The sequence below is a fragment of the Colwellia sp. MB02u-10 genome (genome assembly GCF_014077185.1).
In the GTDB taxonomy this organism is placed as follows: domain Bacteria; phylum Pseudomonadota; class Gammaproteobacteria; order Enterobacterales; family Alteromonadaceae; genus Cognaticolwellia.
The window spans coordinates 233,911-255,094 of the sequence record NZ_JACGVK010000135.1 but is presented as its reverse complement, the minus strand read 5'-3'; the positions used below and the strand labels follow the sequence as shown (position 1 = coordinate 255,094).

At 39.0% G+C, this 21,184-nt stretch carries 16 protein-coding genes; 7 read left to right on the top strand and 9 right to left on the bottom strand.

What is annotated here, in order from left to right:
• Positions 1-89: 89 nt before the first annotated feature.
• Complete coding sequence (gene ppsA / locus H4J59_RS16910; RefSeq protein ID WP_182241159.1) at positions 90-2,471, top strand: phosphoenolpyruvate synthase; 2,382 nt, start codon at positions 90-92, stop codon at positions 2,469-2,471.
• A 204-nt stretch (positions 2,472-2,675) separates the two neighbouring features.
• Positions 2,676-5,750, top strand: coding sequence for an FAD-binding and (Fe-S)-binding domain-containing protein (locus tag H4J59_RS16905; protein WP_182241201.1), 3,075 nt, complete (start codon positions 2,676-2,678; stop codon positions 5,748-5,750).
• Between the two features lie 212 nt (positions 5,751-5,962).
• On the opposite strand, the gene H4J59_RS16900 is transcribed toward H4J59_RS16905, so the two are convergent.
• A complete protein-coding gene (locus H4J59_RS16900) occupies positions 5,963-7,006 on the bottom strand; it encodes an amino acid dehydrogenase (RefSeq protein ID WP_310733216.1) in 1,044 nt (347 codons plus the stop codon).
• Between the two features lie 192 nt (positions 7,007-7,198).
• Here H4J59_RS16900 and H4J59_RS16895 point away from each other — a divergent pair, with 192 nt between their 5' ends.
• Positions 7,199-7,600, top strand: a complete 402-nt coding sequence (locus H4J59_RS16895; RefSeq protein ID WP_259369580.1) for a DUF4826 family protein — start codon at positions 7,199-7,201, stop codon at positions 7,598-7,600.
• A 252-nt stretch (positions 7,601-7,852) separates the two neighbouring features.
• On the opposite strand, the gene H4J59_RS16890 is transcribed toward H4J59_RS16895, so the two are convergent.
• The 6 genes from H4J59_RS16890 to H4J59_RS16865 form a co-directional block, all read right to left on the bottom strand.
• The gene (locus H4J59_RS16890) at positions 7,853-9,007 is read right to left on the bottom strand and encodes a cupin domain-containing protein (protein ID WP_182241158.1); all 1,155 of its coding nucleotides are present in this window, start codon (positions 9,005-9,007) and stop codon (positions 7,853-7,855) included.
• A gap of 113 nt (positions 9,008-9,120) precedes the next feature.
• Positions 9,121-10,491, bottom strand: coding sequence for an adenylosuccinate lyase (gene purB, locus H4J59_RS16885; protein WP_182241157.1), 1,371 nt, complete (start codon positions 10,489-10,491; stop codon positions 9,121-9,123).
• Between the two features lie 21 nt (positions 10,492-10,512).
• Positions 10,513-11,136, bottom strand: coding sequence for a high frequency lysogenization protein HflD (hflD, locus tag H4J59_RS16880; protein ID WP_182241156.1), 624 nt, complete (start codon positions 11,134-11,136; stop codon positions 10,513-10,515).
• A 12-nt stretch (positions 11,137-11,148) separates the two neighbouring features.
• A complete protein-coding gene (gene mnmA / locus H4J59_RS16875; RefSeq protein ID WP_182241155.1) occupies positions 11,149-12,294 on the bottom strand; it encodes a tRNA 2-thiouridine(34) synthase MnmA in 1,146 nt (381 codons plus the stop codon).
• Positions 12,295-12,358: 64 nt separating this feature from the next.
• Positions 12,359-12,853, bottom strand: a complete 495-nt coding sequence (locus H4J59_RS16870) for an NUDIX hydrolase (RefSeq protein WP_182241154.1) — start codon at positions 12,851-12,853, stop codon at positions 12,359-12,361.
• Entirely contained in the window at positions 12,846-13,436 is a 591-nt protein-coding gene (locus H4J59_RS16865; RefSeq protein WP_182241198.1) for a pseudouridine synthase, read from the bottom strand. Before H4J59_RS16865 ends, H4J59_RS16870 begins: the two co-directional genes overlap by 8 nt.
• Before the next feature lie 201 nt (positions 13,437-13,637).
• Between H4J59_RS16865 and H4J59_RS16860 the strand changes: the two genes are divergently transcribed.
• The gene (locus tag H4J59_RS16860; protein ID WP_182241153.1) at positions 13,638-15,869 is read left to right on the top strand and encodes an NADP-dependent isocitrate dehydrogenase; all 2,232 of its coding nucleotides are present in this window, start codon (positions 13,638-13,640) and stop codon (positions 15,867-15,869) included.
• Between the two features lie 268 nt (positions 15,870-16,137).
• On the top strand, positions 16,138-17,388 hold the full coding sequence (gene icd / locus H4J59_RS16855) for an NADP-dependent isocitrate dehydrogenase (protein ID WP_182241152.1): 1,251 nt from the start codon (positions 16,138-16,140) through the stop codon (positions 17,386-17,388).
• A gap of 157 nt (positions 17,389-17,545) precedes the next feature.
• On the opposite strand, the gene cspD is transcribed toward icd, so the two are convergent.
• Positions 17,546-17,767, bottom strand: a complete 222-nt coding sequence (gene cspD / locus H4J59_RS16850; protein WP_182184695.1) for a cold shock domain-containing protein CspD — start codon at positions 17,765-17,767, stop codon at positions 17,546-17,548.
• A gap of 235 nt (positions 17,768-18,002) precedes the next feature.
• On the opposite strand from cspD, the gene clpS reads away from it, so the two are divergent.
• The gene (gene clpS / locus H4J59_RS16845) at positions 18,003-18,323 is read left to right on the top strand and encodes an ATP-dependent Clp protease adapter ClpS (protein WP_182136791.1); all 321 of its coding nucleotides are present in this window, start codon (positions 18,003-18,005) and stop codon (positions 18,321-18,323) included.
• A 28-nt stretch (positions 18,324-18,351) separates the two neighbouring features.
• Entirely contained in the window at positions 18,352-20,604 is a 2,253-nt protein-coding gene (gene clpA, locus H4J59_RS16840) for an ATP-dependent Clp protease ATP-binding subunit ClpA (RefSeq protein WP_182241151.1), read from the top strand.
• 301 nt (positions 20,605-20,905) lie between these two features.
• On the opposite strand, the gene infA is transcribed toward clpA, so the two are convergent.
• Complete coding sequence (gene infA / locus H4J59_RS16835; protein WP_011043571.1) at positions 20,906-21,124, bottom strand: translation initiation factor IF-1; 219 nt, start codon at positions 21,122-21,124, stop codon at positions 20,906-20,908.
• Between the last annotated feature and the right edge of the window lie 60 nt (positions 21,125-21,184).

Here is a 21,184-nt window from a genome sequence, read left to right as displayed (position 1 = left end):
GCTATTTTTAGGCTGTTTTTTTTCTACTGGTTACTAGATTATTTTAAAATTGCTTTCTTAAATTTTATTAATTTGTTGGAGATGTTGTCGTGCAAGAATATGTGCTTTGGTATGAAAATTTAGGTATGAATGATGTGGATCGCGTAGGCGGTAAAAATGCATCATTGGGTGAAATGATTTCTAACCTTTCAAATGTTGGTGTGCAAGTGCCGGGTGGCTTTGCAACTACCTCATTTGCTTTTAATGAATTTTTAGAACAAAGCGGCCTGAACGATAAAATTTATCAGCTGTTAGATGATTTAGATGTTGGTGACATTAATGCCTTAGCTGAGTGTGGTGGTAAAATTCGTCAATGGGTTATTGAGACGCCATTTTTACCTGATATGCAGCAAGACATTGAAAAAGCTTATGCAAAACTTGCCGGTGGCTTTGCCAATGACGCTTCATTTGCCGTACGTTCATCAGCAACCGCTGAAGATATGCCCGACGCTTCTTTTGCTGGCCAACAAGAAACTTTCCTCAATGTTCGCGGTTTAGACGCGGTAATGATCGCGATTAAACACGTATTTGCTTCACTCTTTAATGACCGTGCTATTTCTTACCGTGTACACCAAGGTTATGACCATCGTGGTGTTGCGCTTTCTGCCGGCATTCAACGTATGGTGCGCAGTGATATTTCTTCTAGTGGTGTCATGTTCTCTATTGATACTGAATCAGGCTTTGAAGATGTAGTCTTTATTACTTCAAGCTACGGTTTAGGCGAAATGGTGGTGCAGGGCGCGGTTAACCCTGATGAATTTTATGTTCATAAGCCAACACTAGCAAAAGGTAAGCCTGCGGTTGTACGGCGCAATATTGGTAGTAAAGCCATTAAAATGATTTACGCTGATAATCCAGAACACGGTAAACAAGTTGAAATTGTTGATATTGACCAAGCGCAATCAGATACTTTCTCTCTTACAGACCAAGAAGTTGAAGAATTAGCGAAGCAAGCGGTAGTGATTGAAAAACATTATGGCCGTGCTATGGACATTGAATGGGCTAAAGACGGTCTAGACGGTAAATTGTACATTGTACAAGCGCGACCAGAAACAGTTAAAAGCCGTGAAAATGCTAATGTGATGGAGCAATTTCAATTACAAGCTAACGCCAACATTATTTGTGAAGGTCGCTCAATTGGTCATAAAATAGGTAGTGGTAAAGCTAAGGTTTTATCTTCACTGGCTGAAATGGATAAAATTTTACCGGGTGATGTGCTAGTTACTGATATGACAGATCCAGATTGGGAGCCTATCATGAAACGAGCTTCCGCTATTGTGACTAACCGTGGTGGTAGAACTTGTCATGCCGCGATTATTGCTCGTGAAATGGGTATTCCAGCGGTTGTTGGTTGCGGTGATGCAACCCATAAAATATCTACAGGTGACGAAGTAACCGTTTCTTGTGCTGAAGGTGATACAGGCTTTATTTATCAAGGTCAATTGGACTTTACCGTTACCACTTCAGAAGTGGATTCAATGCCAGAGTTACCATTGAAAATAATGATGAATGTGGGTAACCCGGATCGTGCTTTTGCCTTTGCTCGTTTGCCACATGCCGGTATTGGTTTGGCGCGTTTAGAATTTATCATTAACAAAATGATTGGTGTTCATCCCAAAGCGCTCTTGAACTTTGACGAACAACCAGCAGAACTTCAAGAAGAAATTCGCGAGATTATTGCCGGTTATGACAACCCCGTTGAATTTTACATTGCTAAGCTAACTGAAGGTATTTCTACTTTAGCTGCAGCCTATGCGCCAGAAAAAGTGATTGTGCGTATGTCTGATTTTAAATCAAACGAATATGCAAACTTAGTCGGTGGCGAAGGTTTTGAGCCAGAAGAAGAAAATCCAATGATAGGTTACCGTGGTGCTTCACGCTATATATCGAAAGATTTTAGAGACTGTTTTGCGCTTGAATGTGAGGCGATTAAACGCGTACGTAACGATATGGACATGACCCATGTTGAGATTATGATCCCATTTATTCGCACCCTTGGCGAGGCCGCTGCTGTTATTGATATTCTAGCAGAGCATGGTTTAAAACGTGGTGAAAATGGACTGCGTATTATTATGATGTGTGAATTACCGTCGAATGCTTTATTAGCCGATCAATTTTTAGATTACTTTGATGGTTTCTCTATTGGCTCTAATGATTTAACGCAATTAACCTTAGGTTTAGACCGAGACTCTGGTTTAGTGGCTCACCTGTTTGATGAACGAGATCCTGCGATTAAAATTTTGTTAGAAATGGCGATTAACGCCTGTAAGGCACGTGGAAAATATGTCGGTATTTGTGGTCAAGGTCCGTCAGATCACCCTGATTTTGCTGCCTGGTTAGTTGAAAAGGGTATTGAAAGTTTATCACTGAACCCTGACACTGTTTTACCCACCTGGTTATATTTAGCCGAACAGCATAATAAAAATAAATAGCCTTTTATACGGGTACAAACCTGCTACTTGAAGTTGACTTGAAGTAGCGCGGGTTTACATTATTTTTACATTGAATCAAGCCTAGGTGCTTTTTATCATGACGATGATAAAAAAGTTCTTAGGCTTTTTTTGTTAACTGATCAAATTGACAATATGCCGTGATATAATATTAGCCACATAATATTGTTAATAGACTTTTCACCTATGTTACCTCGCTTAAGTCCTCAAGAGTTAGTTTCTCCTTTATATCAAGAGTTTGCCAAAATCTTGGCGACTAAACATTTTACTGGTGATATAAACTTTCAATATAGCGCACGTTTAGCGCACGCCACCGACAATAGTATTTATCAACAACTGCCACAATTAGTGCTGCATCCACGCTGTAAGCAAGACATTCAAGTGGTGACCCTACTGGGCAGCGAAGCGCAATTTAACGCGATAAAGTTTAGTGCTCGCGGCGGCGGCACTGGTACTAATGGTCAAAGTTTAACGCCAGGTATCGTGCTTGATTTATCAAAATATATGAATAGTATTTTAGAGATAAATGTCGAAGAGAATTGGGTTCGAGTCGAAGCTGGGGTGATTAAAGACCAATTAAATGATTATCTTAAGCCTTATGGTTTTTTCTTTTCTCCTGATTTATCTACCAGCAGCCGAGCCACTATTGGTGGCATGATTAACACGGATGCGTCAGGTCAAGGCTCATTAGTTTATGGTAAAACCTCTAACCACGTTTTAGCACTTGAAAGCGTATTAGTGAATGGCGAATTTCTAAACACAAAACCTCAAACCATTGCTCAAGCACAGGCATTAGCTCAGCAAGACAGTACTGAAGCAAAACTGATGCAACAAGTACTGAAGTCTTGCGGGGATAATCGCGCATTAATTTTAGAAAAATTTCCTCGCTTGAATCGATTCCTCACCGGCTATGATCTAGAACATGTTTTTAATGATGACTTATCGATAGTCGATTTAAGCCGTATTATTACTGGCTCTGAAGGCTCGTTAGCCTTTGTTTGTGAAGCGAAACTAAATTTAACACCGATAGCTAAAGCTAAAACGCTGATTAACATTAAATATGACAGTTTTGACTCGGCCTTGCGTCATTCACCTAGACTAGTGGAAGCTAAAGCGACGTCAGTTGAAACCATTGACAGTAAAGTATTGAACTTAGCTAAACAAGATATTGTTTGGCAACTGGTTAGTGATATGTTGCAAGATGTTGATGGCGCCGTAATGGACGGCATCAATATGGTGGAATATAACGGCGAGAGTGTTGAAGGTCTTGCCGAGCAAGTTAGCGCCTTATGCGTGGAGCTTGATAAAGACATAGCTAACAAAACCGGTGTTATTGGTTATCAAGTTACCTCAGATCTAGCCAGTATTGGCAAGTTATATGGTATGCGTAAGAAAGCGGTCGGTTTATTAGGTAATACCAAAGGGAGTCAAAAGCCGTTAGCGTTTGCTGAAGACACCGCCGTACCACCAGAAAATTTAGCTGACTATATTGTTGAATTTAGACAGTTACTCGATAGCCATGGTTTGCACTATGGTATGTTTGGTCATGTTGATGCCGGTGTTTTACATGTTCGACCAGCATTGGATATGTGCGATCCAGAGCAAGAGCTTTTACTGAGAGAAATTTCAGATCAGGTGGTGGCATTAACCGCTAAATATGGTGGTTTAATGTGGGGCGAGCATGGTAAAGGTTATCGCAGTGAATATGGCCCTGAATTTTTTGGTGAGACTTTATTTACTGAATTAAGAAAGATCAAAGCCGCTTTTGATCCCTTAAATAAAATGAACCCGGGTAAAATTTGTACGCCTTATCATTCCACTGACAAGCTAGTTTCTGTTGATGACACAAAGCGTGGTTTTTATGACCGACAAATACCTGTTACGGTAAAAGACTCCTTCAGTTCTGCGCTTGACTGTAATGGTAATGGCTTGTGCTTTAACTATGATGTAGACAGCCCTATGTGTCCTTCAAGCAAGGTAACACGAGATCGCAGACATTCGCCAAAAGGCAGAGCTGGCTTAATGCGTGAGTGGTTGCGCTTAGTCGAATCTAAAGGTGTTGATGTGCTAGCCTTGGAGCAAAACATACAAAGTTGGTCGGTAAAAAGATTATTAGACAAGGTGAAAAATCGTTTCAATAGCCAGTTTAAAACTGTTGAAAACGAGGATTTTTCCCATGAAGTGATGGAAGCCATGCAAGGGTGTTTAGCATGTAAAGCTTGCGCGAGTCAGTGTCCTATTAAAGTTGATGTACCTGATTTTAGGGCTAGATTTATTAACCTTTATCACTCGCGATATTTTAGGCCGTTAAAAGATCACTTAGTGGCGAATGTAGAATTAATGACGCCAGTCATGGCTAAAGCTCCAAAAATAGTCAATAGTGTTTTGGCGTCTAATATTTACGATAAATTCTCACAAGTGACTATCGGTTATGTTGACACGCCTTTATTGTCAACACCGACATTAGCGCAAAGGGTTACTAAGCATAAATTTACCGCCTTTGATTTATCAGCACTTAAAAGCTTGTCTGCTGATAAACGTGCGAAGTCATTGTTAATTGTTCAAGACCCATTTACCTCGTTTTATGATGCCAAAGTGGTTGAAGACTTCATGTTGTTGGTGAAAAAGCTTGGTTTTGAACCCATATTATTACCCTTTAAGCCCAATGGTAAGCCACAACACGTAAAAGGTTTTTTAGCTAAGTTTGCTAAAACGGCTAAATCAACGGCAGAATTCTTAAATCAAATTCATCAACTTGACATACCTATGGTGGGTTTAGACGCCTCACTAGCCTTATGTTTTAGAGACGAATATAACCAGGTATTAGGTAATAATCGTGGCGATTTTGAGGTCAAATTAGCACATGAATGGCTAATAGCGATTATTGCATCACAAAGTAGCAGGGTGATTGAACAAGCGTTTAAGAGCGAAAGTTCTGTAGACTATAAGCTCTTTGCTCATTGCACGGAAAAAACCGCATTAGCGGGTAGTGAAGGGCAGTGGCAGCATATATTCCAACACTTTGGTTTGTCTTTATCCAGTGTGTCAGTGGGCTGTTGTGGTATGGCAGGTACCTATGGCCATGAAAAAGTTAATTTAGATAACTCGAAAGCACTGTATCAAATGAGTTGGCATAATAAAGTAGCTGATTTGGCGACTGAGCAAATATTGGTTACTGGCTATTCATGTCGTAGTCAAATAAAGCGCTTAGATAACAAGGTAACCTTGCATCCAGTGCAGGCTTTATTAAATGTCTTGTAGCCTATTTGTTAGCATCAACACTTAACCTGATTGGCTAAGTGTTGATAAAATCAGCTGACATATCGCCATGCATTCTATCCATGTGATCATGGCATAACTTAATGCCTATATAATAAAAGCACCTCTCGGTGCTTTTATTATATAGGTTAATTGTATACTGAAAGCTGATAGCTCAATACTGAAAGCTAATAGCTAAGATACTGGTGTTAAAGCTATTTCGACCCGTTAGCTATAATATTACGTGCCATTTCATCAGCAATTAAACCCGTTGGCATCTTATTATCCGCGGCAGTTTCAAAAACAGTCATTAAGGTATTGTAAATATTTTCCACTAACTTTGTTGCACTGTCAGCACAATAGGGTTCTGGATAAATTTCTAAAGCAACATTAATAATACCACCGGCATTGATAACATAATCAGGGGCATACAAAATCCCTTTTTCTGTCAGCATTTTGTCATGGCGAGACTCGGCTAATTGATTATTAGCACAACCGGCAACTATTGTGGCTTTTAATTGAGCTATACTATCATCGTTAATTGACGCACCTAATGCACATGGCGAGTATACATCAACATCTTGACTATAAATCTCGTCTAAACCAACAACAGTAGCACCTAATTCTGCAACAGCTTTATCGAGAGCAAGCTGATTAATATCAGTTACAATTAGCTCAGCGCCAGCGGCATGTAATTTTTCACAAAGTGAATAACCCACACTGCCTAAGCCTTGCACGGCAACTTTAATACCGGTTAAATCATCTTTACCTAACTTAAATTTAACGGCTGCTTTGATACCTAAAAATGTTCCTAAGGCGGTAAATGGCGCGGGATTACCACTTTTACCTTCAAGACCAGAAACAAAATCGGTACTTTGGTTAACAATCGCCATGTCGGCGGTGGTGATATTAATATCTTCAGCGGTATAGTAACGACCATTTAAATTATTAACCGCTTGGCCATAGGCTTTAAATAAGGTGGTTGATTTTAGTGTTTTGGCGTCACCAATGATAACGCCTTTGCCACCACCTAGTTTTAAACCGGCCATGGCATTTTTATAAGTCATGCCTTTAGATAAACGTAATACATCTTTAAGTGCGGCTTCATCACTGGCATAATCCCAAAAACGACAACCGCCAGCTGCTGGCCCTAAGGCTGTGCTATGAACCGCTATAATGGCTTTTAGCCCAGATGCTTCGTCACTGCAATAAACAACTTGTTCATGGTTATCAAAATCTACTAAATCAAAAACGGCCACTATCGAAATCTCCATTGATCTTAAATAGTTCAAGTATTAATTTTACTTCAACTAGGGTTGTAATAATTCGCTGCGCACAATACCATTTAGATAAATGCTTCGCTAGTGAAGCTATAAATAAATTTGAACTTTGCTGTGAATTAATCCATACAAACTTCCCGTTATTAACTTATTAATAAAAAGACCCTCAACATGACAGACAAATTAGCAATGACTCAAGAACAACAACAAGCTTGGATTCGAGAGCAGTATTTAAAAGCAACTAAATATCTTGCAAAGAAAGGCTTAGTAACAGAGAGTGTTGCCGACACTGAAAGTCGTTATTTGATCCCTTTAATGGCGGTATGGAAAATTAACTTGTTAGATAAAACCAAGGTGTGGGTGATTAGTGGCGATTTACCGACTGACCATTTAGTGTTGGAAGAAAGCGAGCCGGCTCGTAACGTATTACGCCACTTTACTTTTAAATGGCAAATACAGGCTGATAGTCTGTTAAAAAGTGACGTTGAGGAACAAGTCGAATATGCCAAGCTGCTAATCAATAAAGCGGAAGGTCTTTATCAGCTTTATGCTAAAGACGAGTTATGGGTTTAGCAATAGACTGACATTGCAATGGTTTTCTACTTTAAGCGCCAACGATGAAGGTGACTGATTTAAAAAGACTGCAATAAAAAGCGCAGATTACTCTGCGCTTGGGGTTATCTTCTAAGCTTACCTTCTAGTCGATAAGCTTAGAATTTAAATGCAGCGCCTGCATAATAAAATGCGTCATTAAATTATATTTTACAGACTGGAATCACTAATGCACTGTTTACTAAACTCTACTCTTCGTTGATGACTCAAGCTTTATTCTATATACCAATAACCTTTATTTAAAACATCGGTTAACAGCTGAGTGTTTTTCAAACAAGTGTTGAGCCTTTTCATTTTACTTGTGCTTAAAGGCTTTTGTTGTGCCAGCTGCTGCGCTAGTGCCAGGGTTTGTTTTTCTAATGGAAAACTTTCTCCGTTGAGAAAAAGTGTTAGCTGCACATCATTTATTATGGCGGCCTTTAATCCTGATACGGGCATAAATGAAATATCGGGTTCTGATAGTATATCAAGCAGTTTATCTTTATCTATGTCATTAACAGGTACTAAAATTTCTAGGGCATGATGACCCTGTGTTAGGTATTGGCCCATAAATTGTTCATAGAATTCTTCTTGCTCAAGCTGTTGTAGCATAAAGGCTTTTAATTGCTTTTTGTCATCGGGTGTAATAGTAAAGCTTGTTTGGCATAAGGTTCTTGCAGGATCACTAAACCTTTGTTCACCAAGATTGTTGTCAATAAGCTTATCAGCAAAACTTGACCAGAGTTCTTGGCTTGATGGTGCTTGAAAGCCAATAGAAAAATTAACTGAATTCTCTATTGATAGACCTTTGTGTGGGTGGTTTGGTGGAATATAAAGTAAGTCGCCTGCTTCTGTTATTTCATCAATAATCGCTTCAAAGCTTGAAACTTGTTTAAGATCAGCATGAGGTAATAAGCTTTCTAAGCTGCTATCGGGTGCACCGACTTGCCAGCGCCTTTTGCCACTGCCTTGAATAATAAAAACGTCATATTGATCTAAATGCGCACCAACGCCGCCATTAGGGGTTGAAAAACTGACCATAACGTCATCTATACGCCAGCTTGGAATAAAAGCAAAGGGCGCAAGTAGATTATGTGTTGGCCGCGACCAGTTGTTTACTGCTTGTACTAATAGTGTCCAATTAGACTCACCATATTGAGAAAAATCTTCAAAAGGGCCATGGTCAACTTGCCAGTCGTCTTTACTGTTAGTGCTGACGATACGCGATTGTATTTCAGCTTCCATGGCCAATCCCGCCAGTTCGTCTGCACTTATTGGGTCTTTAAAATTAGCAAAAGCTTGTTTGATCAATAATGGTTTTTTCTGCCAATATTGTGCAAGAAATATTTCTGGAGTTAAATCACCCCAATTTAACGAGTCTACATTCATAGTGAAACCTTATTTGCATTGCTATTAATGACTGATTTTTAAAAACTGAATAACAAAAAGGGAGCCTATTGGATCCCTTTTTTTATATCAGCAAAACTAAGTGCTAGGTGTAACTAGTTGAGTTCGTCAACAAATGTTACTGCGCGACCAATGTAAGAAGCAGGTGTCATTTCACACAGTTGTGCTTTTGCTGCTTCTGGTAGTTCTAACGTCATGATGAACGCACGCATAGAATCACCGTCAACACGTTTGCCACGGGTTAACTCTTTTAGTTTTTCGTAAGGCTTTTCAATGCCGTAACGACGCATAACGGTTTGAATTGGCTCGGCAAGCACTTCCCAATTTGAGTTGAGTTCGGCTAATAAGTTCGCTTCATTCACTTGTAGTTTACTGATACCTTTACGTGTTGCTTGATAAGCAATTAAGGTATGCGCAAAGCCTACACCTAAGTTACGTAAAACGGTAGAGTCGGTCAGGTCACGTTGCCAGCGAGATATTGGTAACTTCTGGGCTAAATGGGTAAATAAAGCATTGGCAATACCTAAGTTACCTTCTGAATTTTCAAAATCAATCGGGTTAACTTTATGTGGCATGGTTGAAGAGCCAATTTCACCGGCAATAGTTTTTTGTTTAAAGTGACCAATGGCAATATAGCCCCAAACATCTCGGTCAAAATCAATTAAAATGGTGTTAAAACGTGCAATAGCATCAAATAACTCTGCTATATAATCATGCGGTTCAATTTGCGTGGTGTATGCATTAAAGCTTAAACCTAATGAGTTAACAAATTCGTTAGCAAAATTGTGCCAGTCAACTTCAGGGTAAGCCGATAAATGGGCATTATAGTTACCTACAGCACCGTTAATTTTTCCTAGCATTTCAACTTGTGCAATTTGCTCACGTTGACGCTTTAAACGCATGTAAACATTGGCCATTTCTTTACCTAGTGTACTAGGAGATGCTGGTTGACCGTGGGTACGACACATCATGGGAATATTTTTATATTCAATCGCCAAGGCTTTTATATCACCAAGGATATCGTCAATCATGGGCATTAATACTTGTTCGCGACAATCTGTTAACATTAAGCCATGTGAAAGGTTGTTAATGTCTTCTGAAGTACAAGCAAAATGGATAAACTCTGTTATTGCATGTAATTCAGCATTACCACTAATTTTTTCTTTAAGGAAATACTCAACCGCTTTTACATCATGGTTAGTAGTGGCTTCAATGTCTTTAATACTTTGGGCGTCGGCTTCAGAAAACTCAGTAATAATGGCATCTAATAGCGTATTAGCTTGAGCAGAAAAAGGCGCAACTTCAACAATTTCAGCGGTCGCTGCTAACTTTTGTAACCAACGTACTTCGACCGTAACACGGTATTTAATTAAGCCAAATTCGCTAAAAATAGGGCGCAATGATTTAACTTTACTGCCATAACGCCCGTCAACCGGTGATATTGCACTTAATGCTGAAAGTTCCATAGTAATTTCCTGAAGTTAATTTTAAAGTTCTTTAAGTAATTGTTGTGCACACGCCACCAGCTTTGTGCGCCCAAATAATATATTTCTACGCTTGCCGCCCACTTGACGCCATAACACACTTGAGCGAACACCTGCGAGAAGTAAGGCGCGGATCTTATGCTGATTACTTTGTTGCTTGAGCAAACTTGGTTCACCCGCCACTTGAATAGGCGTGCCTATTGGGCTGAGTAAGTCGCTATAAATACTGGCTAAACTAGCAATGAGCGTGTCACTGGTAATCTCGTAATGCGCGAGCTGACGTTGGCTTTGTTCAATACGTTCACCCAGTAGCGATAATTGATTTTTTTTATTGGCTAAACGTCGCTCTAAACCTAATAAGCTGACCACATAGCGGGTTAGTTCTGGATCTTTTTTGCTGGTTTGATTACCTAACTGCTCAATTAAGGCTTTTAATCCCGATGTTAAATGGGCAATATCGTTACTATAAACCTCCAAAATGCTTTCGGGCGAAGTCACCATAATACTGTTGAGCATGATAGCGAGTTCAGCTTCTTCTACTGTGCCAGTACGCGCTATTTTTTGCACTAAAACTGAGGCTTGGCAGACTGCTGCCATGGTAATAGTTTGTTTTTCTAAATTATTCATGTATGCCTTATATTAACGAATAAGGGAGTTGATAATAGCGCCACCTAGGCAAATATCATCTTGATAAAACACCACAGATTGACCGGGTGTTACTGAACTTTGTGGCTCAGTAAACATTACTAAATATTCACCATTGGCCATAGGTGAAAGATTACAAGCAACGTCTTCTTGTCGGTAACGGGTTTTTACCGTACAACTTATGGGCGCAGTTAATTCAACTCGCTCAACTAAATGTAATTGATTTGCTACTAAGCCTTTAGAAAATAGGCGAGGGTGATCATGGCCTTGGCCAACAACCAATACGTTACGATCAAGATCTTTGTCAACCACATACCATGGCGCGTCGCCCGCATTGGCTAGACCGCCAATACGTAAGCCCTTGCGTTGACCTAGGGTGTGATACATTAAACCGTCATGTTCACCAATAGCTTCTCCTTCTGGTGTTTCTATTACACCGGGTTGCGCCGGTAAATATTTGCCCAGAAAGTCTTTAAATTTTCGTTCACCAATAAAACAAATACCGGTACTGTCTTTTTTGTTATGGGTGATTAAGTCTGCTTGTTCAGCGATAGCTCTTACTTGTGGTTTTTCAATATGACCAACCGGAAAAAGTGTTCTACCTACTTGCTGATGACTCAAGGTGTAGAGAAAATAACTTTGATCTTTGTTACTGTCTAAACCACGGTGCATCTGCCATTTACCGTCTTTAAATTTACGTTGTACATAATGACCGGTAGCGATGTAATCAGCACCTAGGTCTTCACAAGCAAACTCAAGAAAAGCTTTAAATTTAATTTCTTTATTACACATAATATCAGGGTTGGGTGTTCTACCCGCTTTATATTCAGCTAAAAAATACTCGAAAACATTGTCCCAGTACTCAGTAGCAAAATTGATAGTATGAAGCTTAATACCTAGTTTCTGACAAACACTTTGTGCATCCGCTAAATCTTCTGCCGCGGCGCAATACTCATCGTCGTCATCTTCTTCCCAATTTTTCATGAACAAGCCTTCGACTTGATAGCCCTGTTCTTTTAATAAATAGGCAGAAACCGATGAATCAACACCCCCCGACATACCTACTATTACTTTAGTATCTTGCGGTAATTTTTCGTTTGGCGTTATTGAGTTTACATTTACATGTTCGTTTGAGGTCATGACAACTAGATTTCAATAGAAAATGGCGCGAAATTATAGCATGGTCATTTAGCGTGATGAAAGATTAAAGATTAGATTTTAAGTGACTTAAGGGGATTTTTTTACCGCTAAGGTAATCTTCAATACATTCTAGGACTAAAGGGCTGCGTAATTGCGCTGATTTTGCTTTGATTTCTGCTAAGGTAAACCAATGGCAGGCTATAATTTCCTCATCTTGTGGTTGGCATGATGCTAGCGATTCAAGCTCAATAACAAAACAAAAGCGTAAATAATACAGGTTTAACGATTGCCGATAATAATAGTAAATACCGCAAAGGTGATCAGGCGAATGGCTTAATCCTGTTTCCTCTTGTAACTCTCGTATCGCGGCAGTCATTAAGCTTTCATCGGCTTCTAAATGCCCAGCAGGTTGATTATAAACTGTTTTACCCTGCTCTATTTCTTCAACCAATAGAAATTTATCTTGGCAGGCAACGACCACGGCAACCGTGGTGTTAGGTTTGAATTGTTCGCTGCCGTGCGGGTTTGCTACGGGTGTGTTTGATACTAGACTATCCATGATTGACTCTTTTATAATGACCATTATTAATGCCATCTAAGGTCCATTCACCAATACGATAGCGAATTAACCTCAGGGTTGGAAAACCGATGTGAGCCGTCATTCTTCTTACTTGACGGTTTTTCCCTTCTTGTATGGTTATCTCTAACCATGCTGTTGGGATCGCTGCGCGTTCTCTAATTGCCGGAATACGGGGCCAAATATTAGGCTGAGCTATTATGTCGATTATAGCAGGTTTTGTTAGGCCATCTTTTAATTCAACGCCTTGGCGAAGTGCCATAATATCGGTTTCTGTTGGTACACCTTCAACTTGCGCCCAGTAGGTTTTATCTGTTTTTTGGCTTGGATTAGCGAGTTTATGCTGAAGTTTTCCATCATTGGTTAATAAAAGTAGTCCTTCACTGTCTCGATCGAGACGACCGGCCGCGTAAACATCTTTAACATCAATGAAGTCTTTTAGTGTTTTTCGATTTTGATCATCCGTAAATTGGCACAATACATCAAACGGTTTATTAAAAAGCACGATTTCTGGCTTAAAATCAACTGGTCGTACCTTTGTGTTTTTTCGTTTGTGTTTTCTCATAACTGTTTGATTTTGTTTTATTGTCACTAATTTTTACCTTGTGAAATATAGACTAGTAATAATTCATCTATTTTAATGCGCTCTGAATTCCGATACTATTCGCGCGAAAAATATATCTTTTATCGATAAAATGAAGAGCCATTCAATTTCAAATGACCATTCATTTTATCGATAAATGGCAAATCAGCAAAGGATTTTTAAATGACCACAGATACATCAAAAATTATTTATACTATTACCGATGAAGCGCCAGCTTTAGCCACGCATTCTTTTTTACCTATCGTGAAAGCATTTGCTGCGTCTTCTGCTATCGATGTTGAAACTCGCGATATTTCATTTGCCGGTCGTATTATAGCTAACTTTCCTAAATACTTAACTGCAGAGCAGCGTATGGACGATGCTTTAGCTGAGTTAGGCGAATTAGCCAAAACACCTGAAGCTAACATTATTAAGTTACCTAACATTTCTGCGTCTATCCCTCAGTTGCAAGCAGCGATTAAAGAACTGCAAGCCAAAGGTTATAATTTACCTAATTATCCTGAAGAACCGCAAAATGAAGCTGAAGAGTCGATTAAATTTACTTACGCTAAAGTGCTAGGTTCAGCGGTAAACCCTGTGTTGCGAGAAGGCAACTCAGACCGTCGCGCGCCTAGCTCAGTGAAGCAATATGCGCGTACTAATCCGCACTCAATGGGCGCTTGGTCACCAACGACTAAATCACATGTAGCACATATGCAATCAGGCGATTTTTACGGTAGTGAGAAATCAGTAACCATTGATGGCGCAACCAATGTTAAAATTGAATTTGTCAGTGATAATGGTGATGTAACCTTATTAAAGGAACATTTGGCGTTATTAGATAAAGAGGTCATTGATGCCTCACTGATGAGCAAAAAGGCACTGGTTGACTTTTTTGCTACTGAAACTGACAAAGCAAAGTCTGAAGGTGTTTTGCTTTCTCTACATTTGAAAGCCACTATGATGAAAGTGTCTGACCCGATTATGTTTGGTCATGCTGTGAAAGTGTTTTACAAAGATGTTTTTGCCAAGCACGGCGCTACTTTTAATCAATTAGGTGTTGATGCCAATAACGGTATTGGCGATGTTTATGCGAAAATTGGCCGTTTATCAGCAGAAAAGAAAGCTGAAATTGAAGCGGATATTGCGGCGGTATATGCCACTCGTCCTGAACTTGCTATGGTTGATTCAGACAAAGGTACTACCAATTTACACGTACCAAGCGATGTTATTATTGATGCCTCTATGCCGGCAGCACTGCGTTCATCAGGTATGATGTGGGCGTCAGATGGTACGTTAAAAGAAACCAAATTTATGATCCCCGATCGTAACTACGCTGGTGTATTTTCTTCTGTTGTAGATTTTTGTCGTGAAAATGGCGCCTTCAACCCAACAACCATGGGTTCAGTACCTAATGTTGGCTTAATGGCGCAGAAAGCGGAAGAATATGGCTCACACGACAAAACATTTACCATGTCCGGTGAAGGTAGTATGCGTGTTGTTGACGATAACGGCACAACGCTACTAGAACATGCAGTGAGCGAAGGCGATATCTGGAGAATGTGTCAAGCTAAAGACGCGCCGATTCAAGATTGGGTGAAATTAGCGGTAACTCGTGCCAGAGCTACGAATGTTCCAGCTATATTCTGGTTAGATGAAAACCGTGGTCATGATGCACAAATGATCAAAAAAGTTAACACCTACCTTGCCGATCATGACACTACTGGTTTAGATATTCAGATTATGGAACCGGTTAAAGCCTGTGACTACACTTTAGCGCGCGTCGCTAAAGGTGAAGACACGATTTCAGTTACCGGTAACGTATTACGTGATTATTTAACGGATTTATTCCCTATTTTAGAGCTTGGCACGAGTGCAAAAATGCTCTCTATTGTGCCATTAATGAATGGTGGTGGTTTATTCGAAACAGGCGCCGGCGGTTCAGCGCCTAAGCACGTGCAACAGTTTGAAAAAGAAAATCACTTACGTTGGGACTCATTAGGTGAGTTTTTAGCGTTAGCGGCTTCTTTAGAGCACTTAAGCATCAAAACGGGCAATACTAAAGCAAAAGTGTTAGCGGATACTTTAGATATAGCAACGGCTAAATTTTTGCAAGAAAACAAATCACCATCACGTCGTGTTAAAGAATTGGATAACCGTGGTTCTCATTTCTACTTAGCGATGTATTGGGCACAAGCACTAGCAGAACAAACAAGCGATGAAAGCTTGAAATCAAGTTTTGTTGCTGTTGCTCAAGCACTGACTAAACAAGAAGCAAAAATTGTTGCAGAGCTTAATGCTGCTCAAGGACCTAGTATGAATATTAATGGTTATTACTTTGCTGACAGAGAATTAGCCGAAAAAGCCATGCGTCCAAGTGCGACATTGAATACAATTTTATCGAACTTACTCTAAGCGTAATTTATCAATAAATTTTGAAAACTAGGCGCTTGCCTAGTTTTTTTTTGCCAAAATTTTAACCAGTAAAGTGAAAGTTTTATTGCGGGTTATAGCTTTATTTTTGATAAAAGTTTGCATTTTATTTATACAAGCGTTTTAATTATTCATCTTGATGATTTTCATTATCACGATTTCAGTATTAGTGTCATTGCTCTTTTTCTATTATTTTAAGATTAAGAAATTAGCAAACGGCTATTTTATCAGTAAATTTTGGAGAGCTCATATGTCGAACCATGTAAATATTCCTAGTGAAGGTGCTAAAATTACTTCAGAGCAAGGTTTGTTAAAAGTACCTAACAACCCCATCATTCCATTTATTGAAGGTGATGGCATAGGTGTCGATGTAACACCCCCTATGATGAAAGTGGTTGATGCAGCCGTGAATAAAGCTTATGGCGGAGATAGGAAAATTCATTGGATGGAAGTGTATGCTGGAGAAAAGGCAACACAAATTTATGACTCAGAGACTTGGTTGCCCGATGAAACCTTAGCCATGTTCAAAGAATATAAAGTTGGTATTAAAGGCCCACTAACCACACCAGTTGGCGGTGGTATGCGTTCATTGAATGTTGCCTTGAGACAAATACTAGATTTGTATGTGTGCCAGCGACCGGTACAATGGTTTACTGGCGTACCAAGCCCAGTTAAAAAACCCAGTGAAGTAGACATGGTGATTTTCAGAGAAAATTCTGAGGATATTTACGCAGGTATCGAATATCAAGCGGGCAGTGATCAAGCTAAAAAAATGATCAAATTTTTAACTGAAGAAATGGGTGTTACAAAAATTCGTTTCGAAGAAAATTGTGGTATCGGTATCAAGCCTGTTTCTAAAGAAGGTACACAAAGATTAGTTAGAAAAGCTATTCAATATGCTATTGATCACGACAGAGAGTCGGTTACTTTGGTACATAAAGGTAATATCATGAAGTTTACTGAAGGAGCTTTTAAAGAATGGGGTTATGAATTAGCCCGAGAAGAGTTTGGCGCTGATCTATTAAATGGTGGTCCTTGGTGTAGCCTTATCAATCCTAAAACAGGTAAAGAAATCATTATTAAAGATGTTATTGCCGATGCGATGTTACAGCAAATATTATTACGTCCAGCAGAATATAGCGTTATTGCTACCTTAAATTTAAATGGTGATTATTTGTCAGATGCCTTAGCGGCACAAGTGGGTGGCATTGGTATAGCACCAGGCGCTAATTTAAATGATGAAGTCGCTATCTTTGAAGCAACACACGGTACAGCACCAAAATATGCTGGACTTAATAAGGTTAACCCTGGTTCAGTCATTTTATCTGCAGAAATGATGTTACGACATATGGGCTGGACAGAAGCCGCTAACTTATTGTTAAAAGGGATGTCTGGTGCGATTAACGCTAAGACAGTAACTTATGACTTTGAGCGTTTAATGGATGATGCGACATTAGTGACTTGTTCTGAATTTGGTGATTGTATTATTGCTCAGATGTAAATTGATCACATGTAAATCGAACACATATATAAACTAGAAATAGGTTATAGGTAGAGTCAAAAAATTTTATTACTGAAAATAACTAGCCATAAAAAAACACAGCCCAGTTGCTGTGTTTTTTACTTTAAACCACAAAGTAATTTTAACTTAGCTTAACTTAGTTGTCTGATTCTATTTCTGATGGCGTAATGCTTGCTGCGTGGTCACCTTTTGGGCCCCCATTTAATTCGTAGTTTACATCCTGTCCCGCTTTCAATGTACGGTATCCTTCCATTTGAATCGTTGAATAATGAGCAAAAATATCTTCACCACCATCCTCTGGACGAATAAAACCAAACCCTTTTGCATTATTAAACCACTTAACTGTACCGTGAGCCATACTTCAACATCCTTCTAAAATCATCGGTAATTAGGTATGCTTTATCTAAAGCATTCTTTAAAGTACTCTTTAAAGTATTAGTATTAACTTTAGGAGACTAAAAAACAGTCACCAAAGTAAATCGTAGGTAATAAATAAAAATAGTCAAGTCTTATATTATGATTTTTGATGTTTTTAGTTATTATTTTTCTCAAATCTTAAAGCAAAAATTTAACTGACAGACTAATATAGAATTATGAGTAAATGGAAAGAGTTAATAGACGATCAAAACGTTCTTGATGATGAGGTTGTTGAAAAATTTCAGAAACCCCCAATGTATACAGTAGTGTTATTAAATGACGACTATACTCCAATGGACTTTGTCATTGATGTGTTGTGTAAATTTTTTAACATGAACTCGGAGCAAGCGACAGAGATTATGTTAGCAATTCATTATAAAGGGAAAGGGCGTTGTGGCATCTTTACTGCTGAAGTAGCAGAAACGAAAGTTGATCAGGTGTTGAGTTACGCAACAAGCAATGAACATCCGCTTAAATGTACTATGGAAAAAGTGTAAAAACGCAAGATTTAAATTGGAGTAACCTATGCTGAATAAAGATTTAGAAGTATCGTTAAATATGGCTTTTCGTCAGGCTAAAGAGTCTCGCCATGAATTTATGACGGTTGAACATTTATTGTTGGCGTTGTTAGATAATCCATCATCCATTGAGGCTTTAAAAGCTTGTGGCGCTGATATGGCAAACTTAAGAAAAGAACTGTTAGCCTTCATCGCCGATACGACCCCGGTTATTCCTTCCGGTGAGGAGGAAAGAGAAACTCAGCCAACGCTAGGTTTTCAGCGCGTATTACAACGGGCCGTTTTTCATGTCCAGTCATCGGGTAAAAGTGAAGTTAATGGTGCGAATGTACTCGTTGCAATATTTAGTGAACAAGAATCACAAGCGGCTTATTTTTTAAAGAAATCTGATATTAGTCGCTTAGATATTGTTAACTTTATTTCTCATGGTATTGCTAAAATTGAACAAGAAAATAGTCATAACGAAGAGCAAGCGCCGGCAGGTGAGGAAGAACCACGCACGATTGATAACTTTGCGACTAATCTTAATGAAGAAGCCTTAAAAGGTAATATAGACCCACTAATAGGGCGCGATAACGAACTAGAACGGACATTACAGGTACTAAGTCGCCGTCGCAAAAACAACCCTTTATTTGTTGGTGAAGCAGGTGTTGGCAAAACAGCGATAGCTGAAGGTTTAGCTAATTTATTGGTTTCTGACAAAGCGCCAGAGTTTTTAGCTGATGCCACTATTTACTCTCTAGATATGGGCGCATTATTAGCGGGGACTAAATACCGTGGTGATTTTGAAAAACGCTTTAAAGCCCTATTAAAAGAGTTAGAACAAGACGGCAACGCAATTCTCTTTATTGATGAGATTCACACCATTATAGGTGCGGGTGCTGCGTCTGGTGGCATGTTAGATGCTTCAAACTTGCTAAAGCCTTTACTTTCATCAGGCAAGTTACGTTGCATGGGCTCTACCACGTATCAAGAGTATCAAAGTATTTTTGAAAAAGATCGTGCATTAGCGCGTCGTTTTCAAAAAATAGACGTTGTTGAACCCAGTGTAGACGACACCACGAAAATTTTGCATGGTTTGAAAGATAAATACGAAGCGCATCATGGTGTTCGTTACACTAATAGTGCTTTAAGGGCAGCGGCACAGCTTTCTGCAAAATATATCAATGATCGATTTTTACCCGATAAAGCTATTGACGTTATTGATGAAGCTGGAGCGCGTCAACAACTGGTCGCTGCAGATAAACGTAAAAAAGTGATTGATAATACCGATATTGAAAATATTATCGCCAAAATGGCACGTATTCCTGAAAAATCAGTGTCGTCATCAGAGATAGATAGTTTAAAAACACTCGACCGTAATTTAAAATTGGTTGTTTTTGGCCAAGATCATGCTATTGACGAATTGACCTCTGTTATTCGCTTGTCGCGAGCAGGTTTAGGCAATGAACGTAAGCCGATTGGTTCATTTATCTTCGCTGGCCCAACAGGGGTTGGTAAAACAGAAGTTACTCAACAATTAGCTAAAGTGCTAGGCGTAGAACTGCTGCGATATGACATGTCTGAATATATGGAAAAGCATGCCATAAGTCGTTTAATTGGAGCTCCTCCAGGTTACGTTGGTTATGAACAGGGCGGCTTATTAACCGATGCGGTGATTAAAAACCCCCATGCTGTTGTGTTGTTAGATGAAATAGAAAAAGCACATGAAGATGTTTACAACATACTATTACAAGTTATGGACCATGGCACCTTAACTGATAATAATGGCCGTAAAGCCGATTTTAGAAATATTATTTTAGTGTTAACAACTAATGCGGGCGTAGCACACACTGTGAAGCAATCTATTGGCTTTAAACAACAAGATAATAGTCTTGATGCTATGGACGAAATAAACAAAGTATTTTCGCCTGAGTTTCGTAATCGTTTAGATAACATAGTATGGTTTAATCACTTAGGTGATGAAGTTATCCAGCAAGTTGTTGATAAATTTATTGTCGAACTGCAGGTTCAACTTGATGAAAAGGGTGTTTCGTTAGAGGTAACTAAAGATGCTAAGAAGTGGATGGCAATTAAAGGTTATGACAAAACAATGGGTGCTCGACCTATGGCTCGATTGATTCAAGAGCAGTTGAAAAAACCATTAGCAAACGAATTGCTTTTTGGTGAGCTAACACAAGGTGGCGTAGCTAAAGTTGCGGTGAAGAAAGACAAGTTGGTGATTAACTATGAATCAAAAAAAGAATTAGTTGAACACTAAGCTTTGATGCTTAAGCCTCTATATTTTTTTAGCGTATCAGCATTACTTCACATCAATGTGAACACGTCAGTACCGACAGGGATGTTGGTACTTTAGGTATACTTATAATTGATCACTTGCCTCATTTAGCGGGTATTAGTTTTTGTTTGGAATAAAAAAACTGACCGTTATTTTCAAACATAAAAAAACCGAGCAAGCTCGGTTTTTTGTCATTACTTAATTGGCGTTAATTAAATCTTAGTTATAAAATCGCTTTACTAACATATTACTAAAGCGCTTATAAAACTGAAATAATTAATTTCTATCTAGCACGGAAGATAATACGACCTTTAGATAAGTCATATGGTGTTAATTCAACAGTGACTTTATCGCCAGTTAAAATACGAATGTAATTTTTACGCATTTTCCCAGAAATATGAGCAGTAACAACATGACCATTTTCCAATTCAACACGGAACATAGTATTTGGCAAAGTATCTAAAACAGTACCTTGCATTTCAATATTTTCTTCTTTCGCCATTGGGCGCCGAACCTCTAAATTAGTGCGTAAACAAAAAGCTGCGCAGATAATGCCGAATTG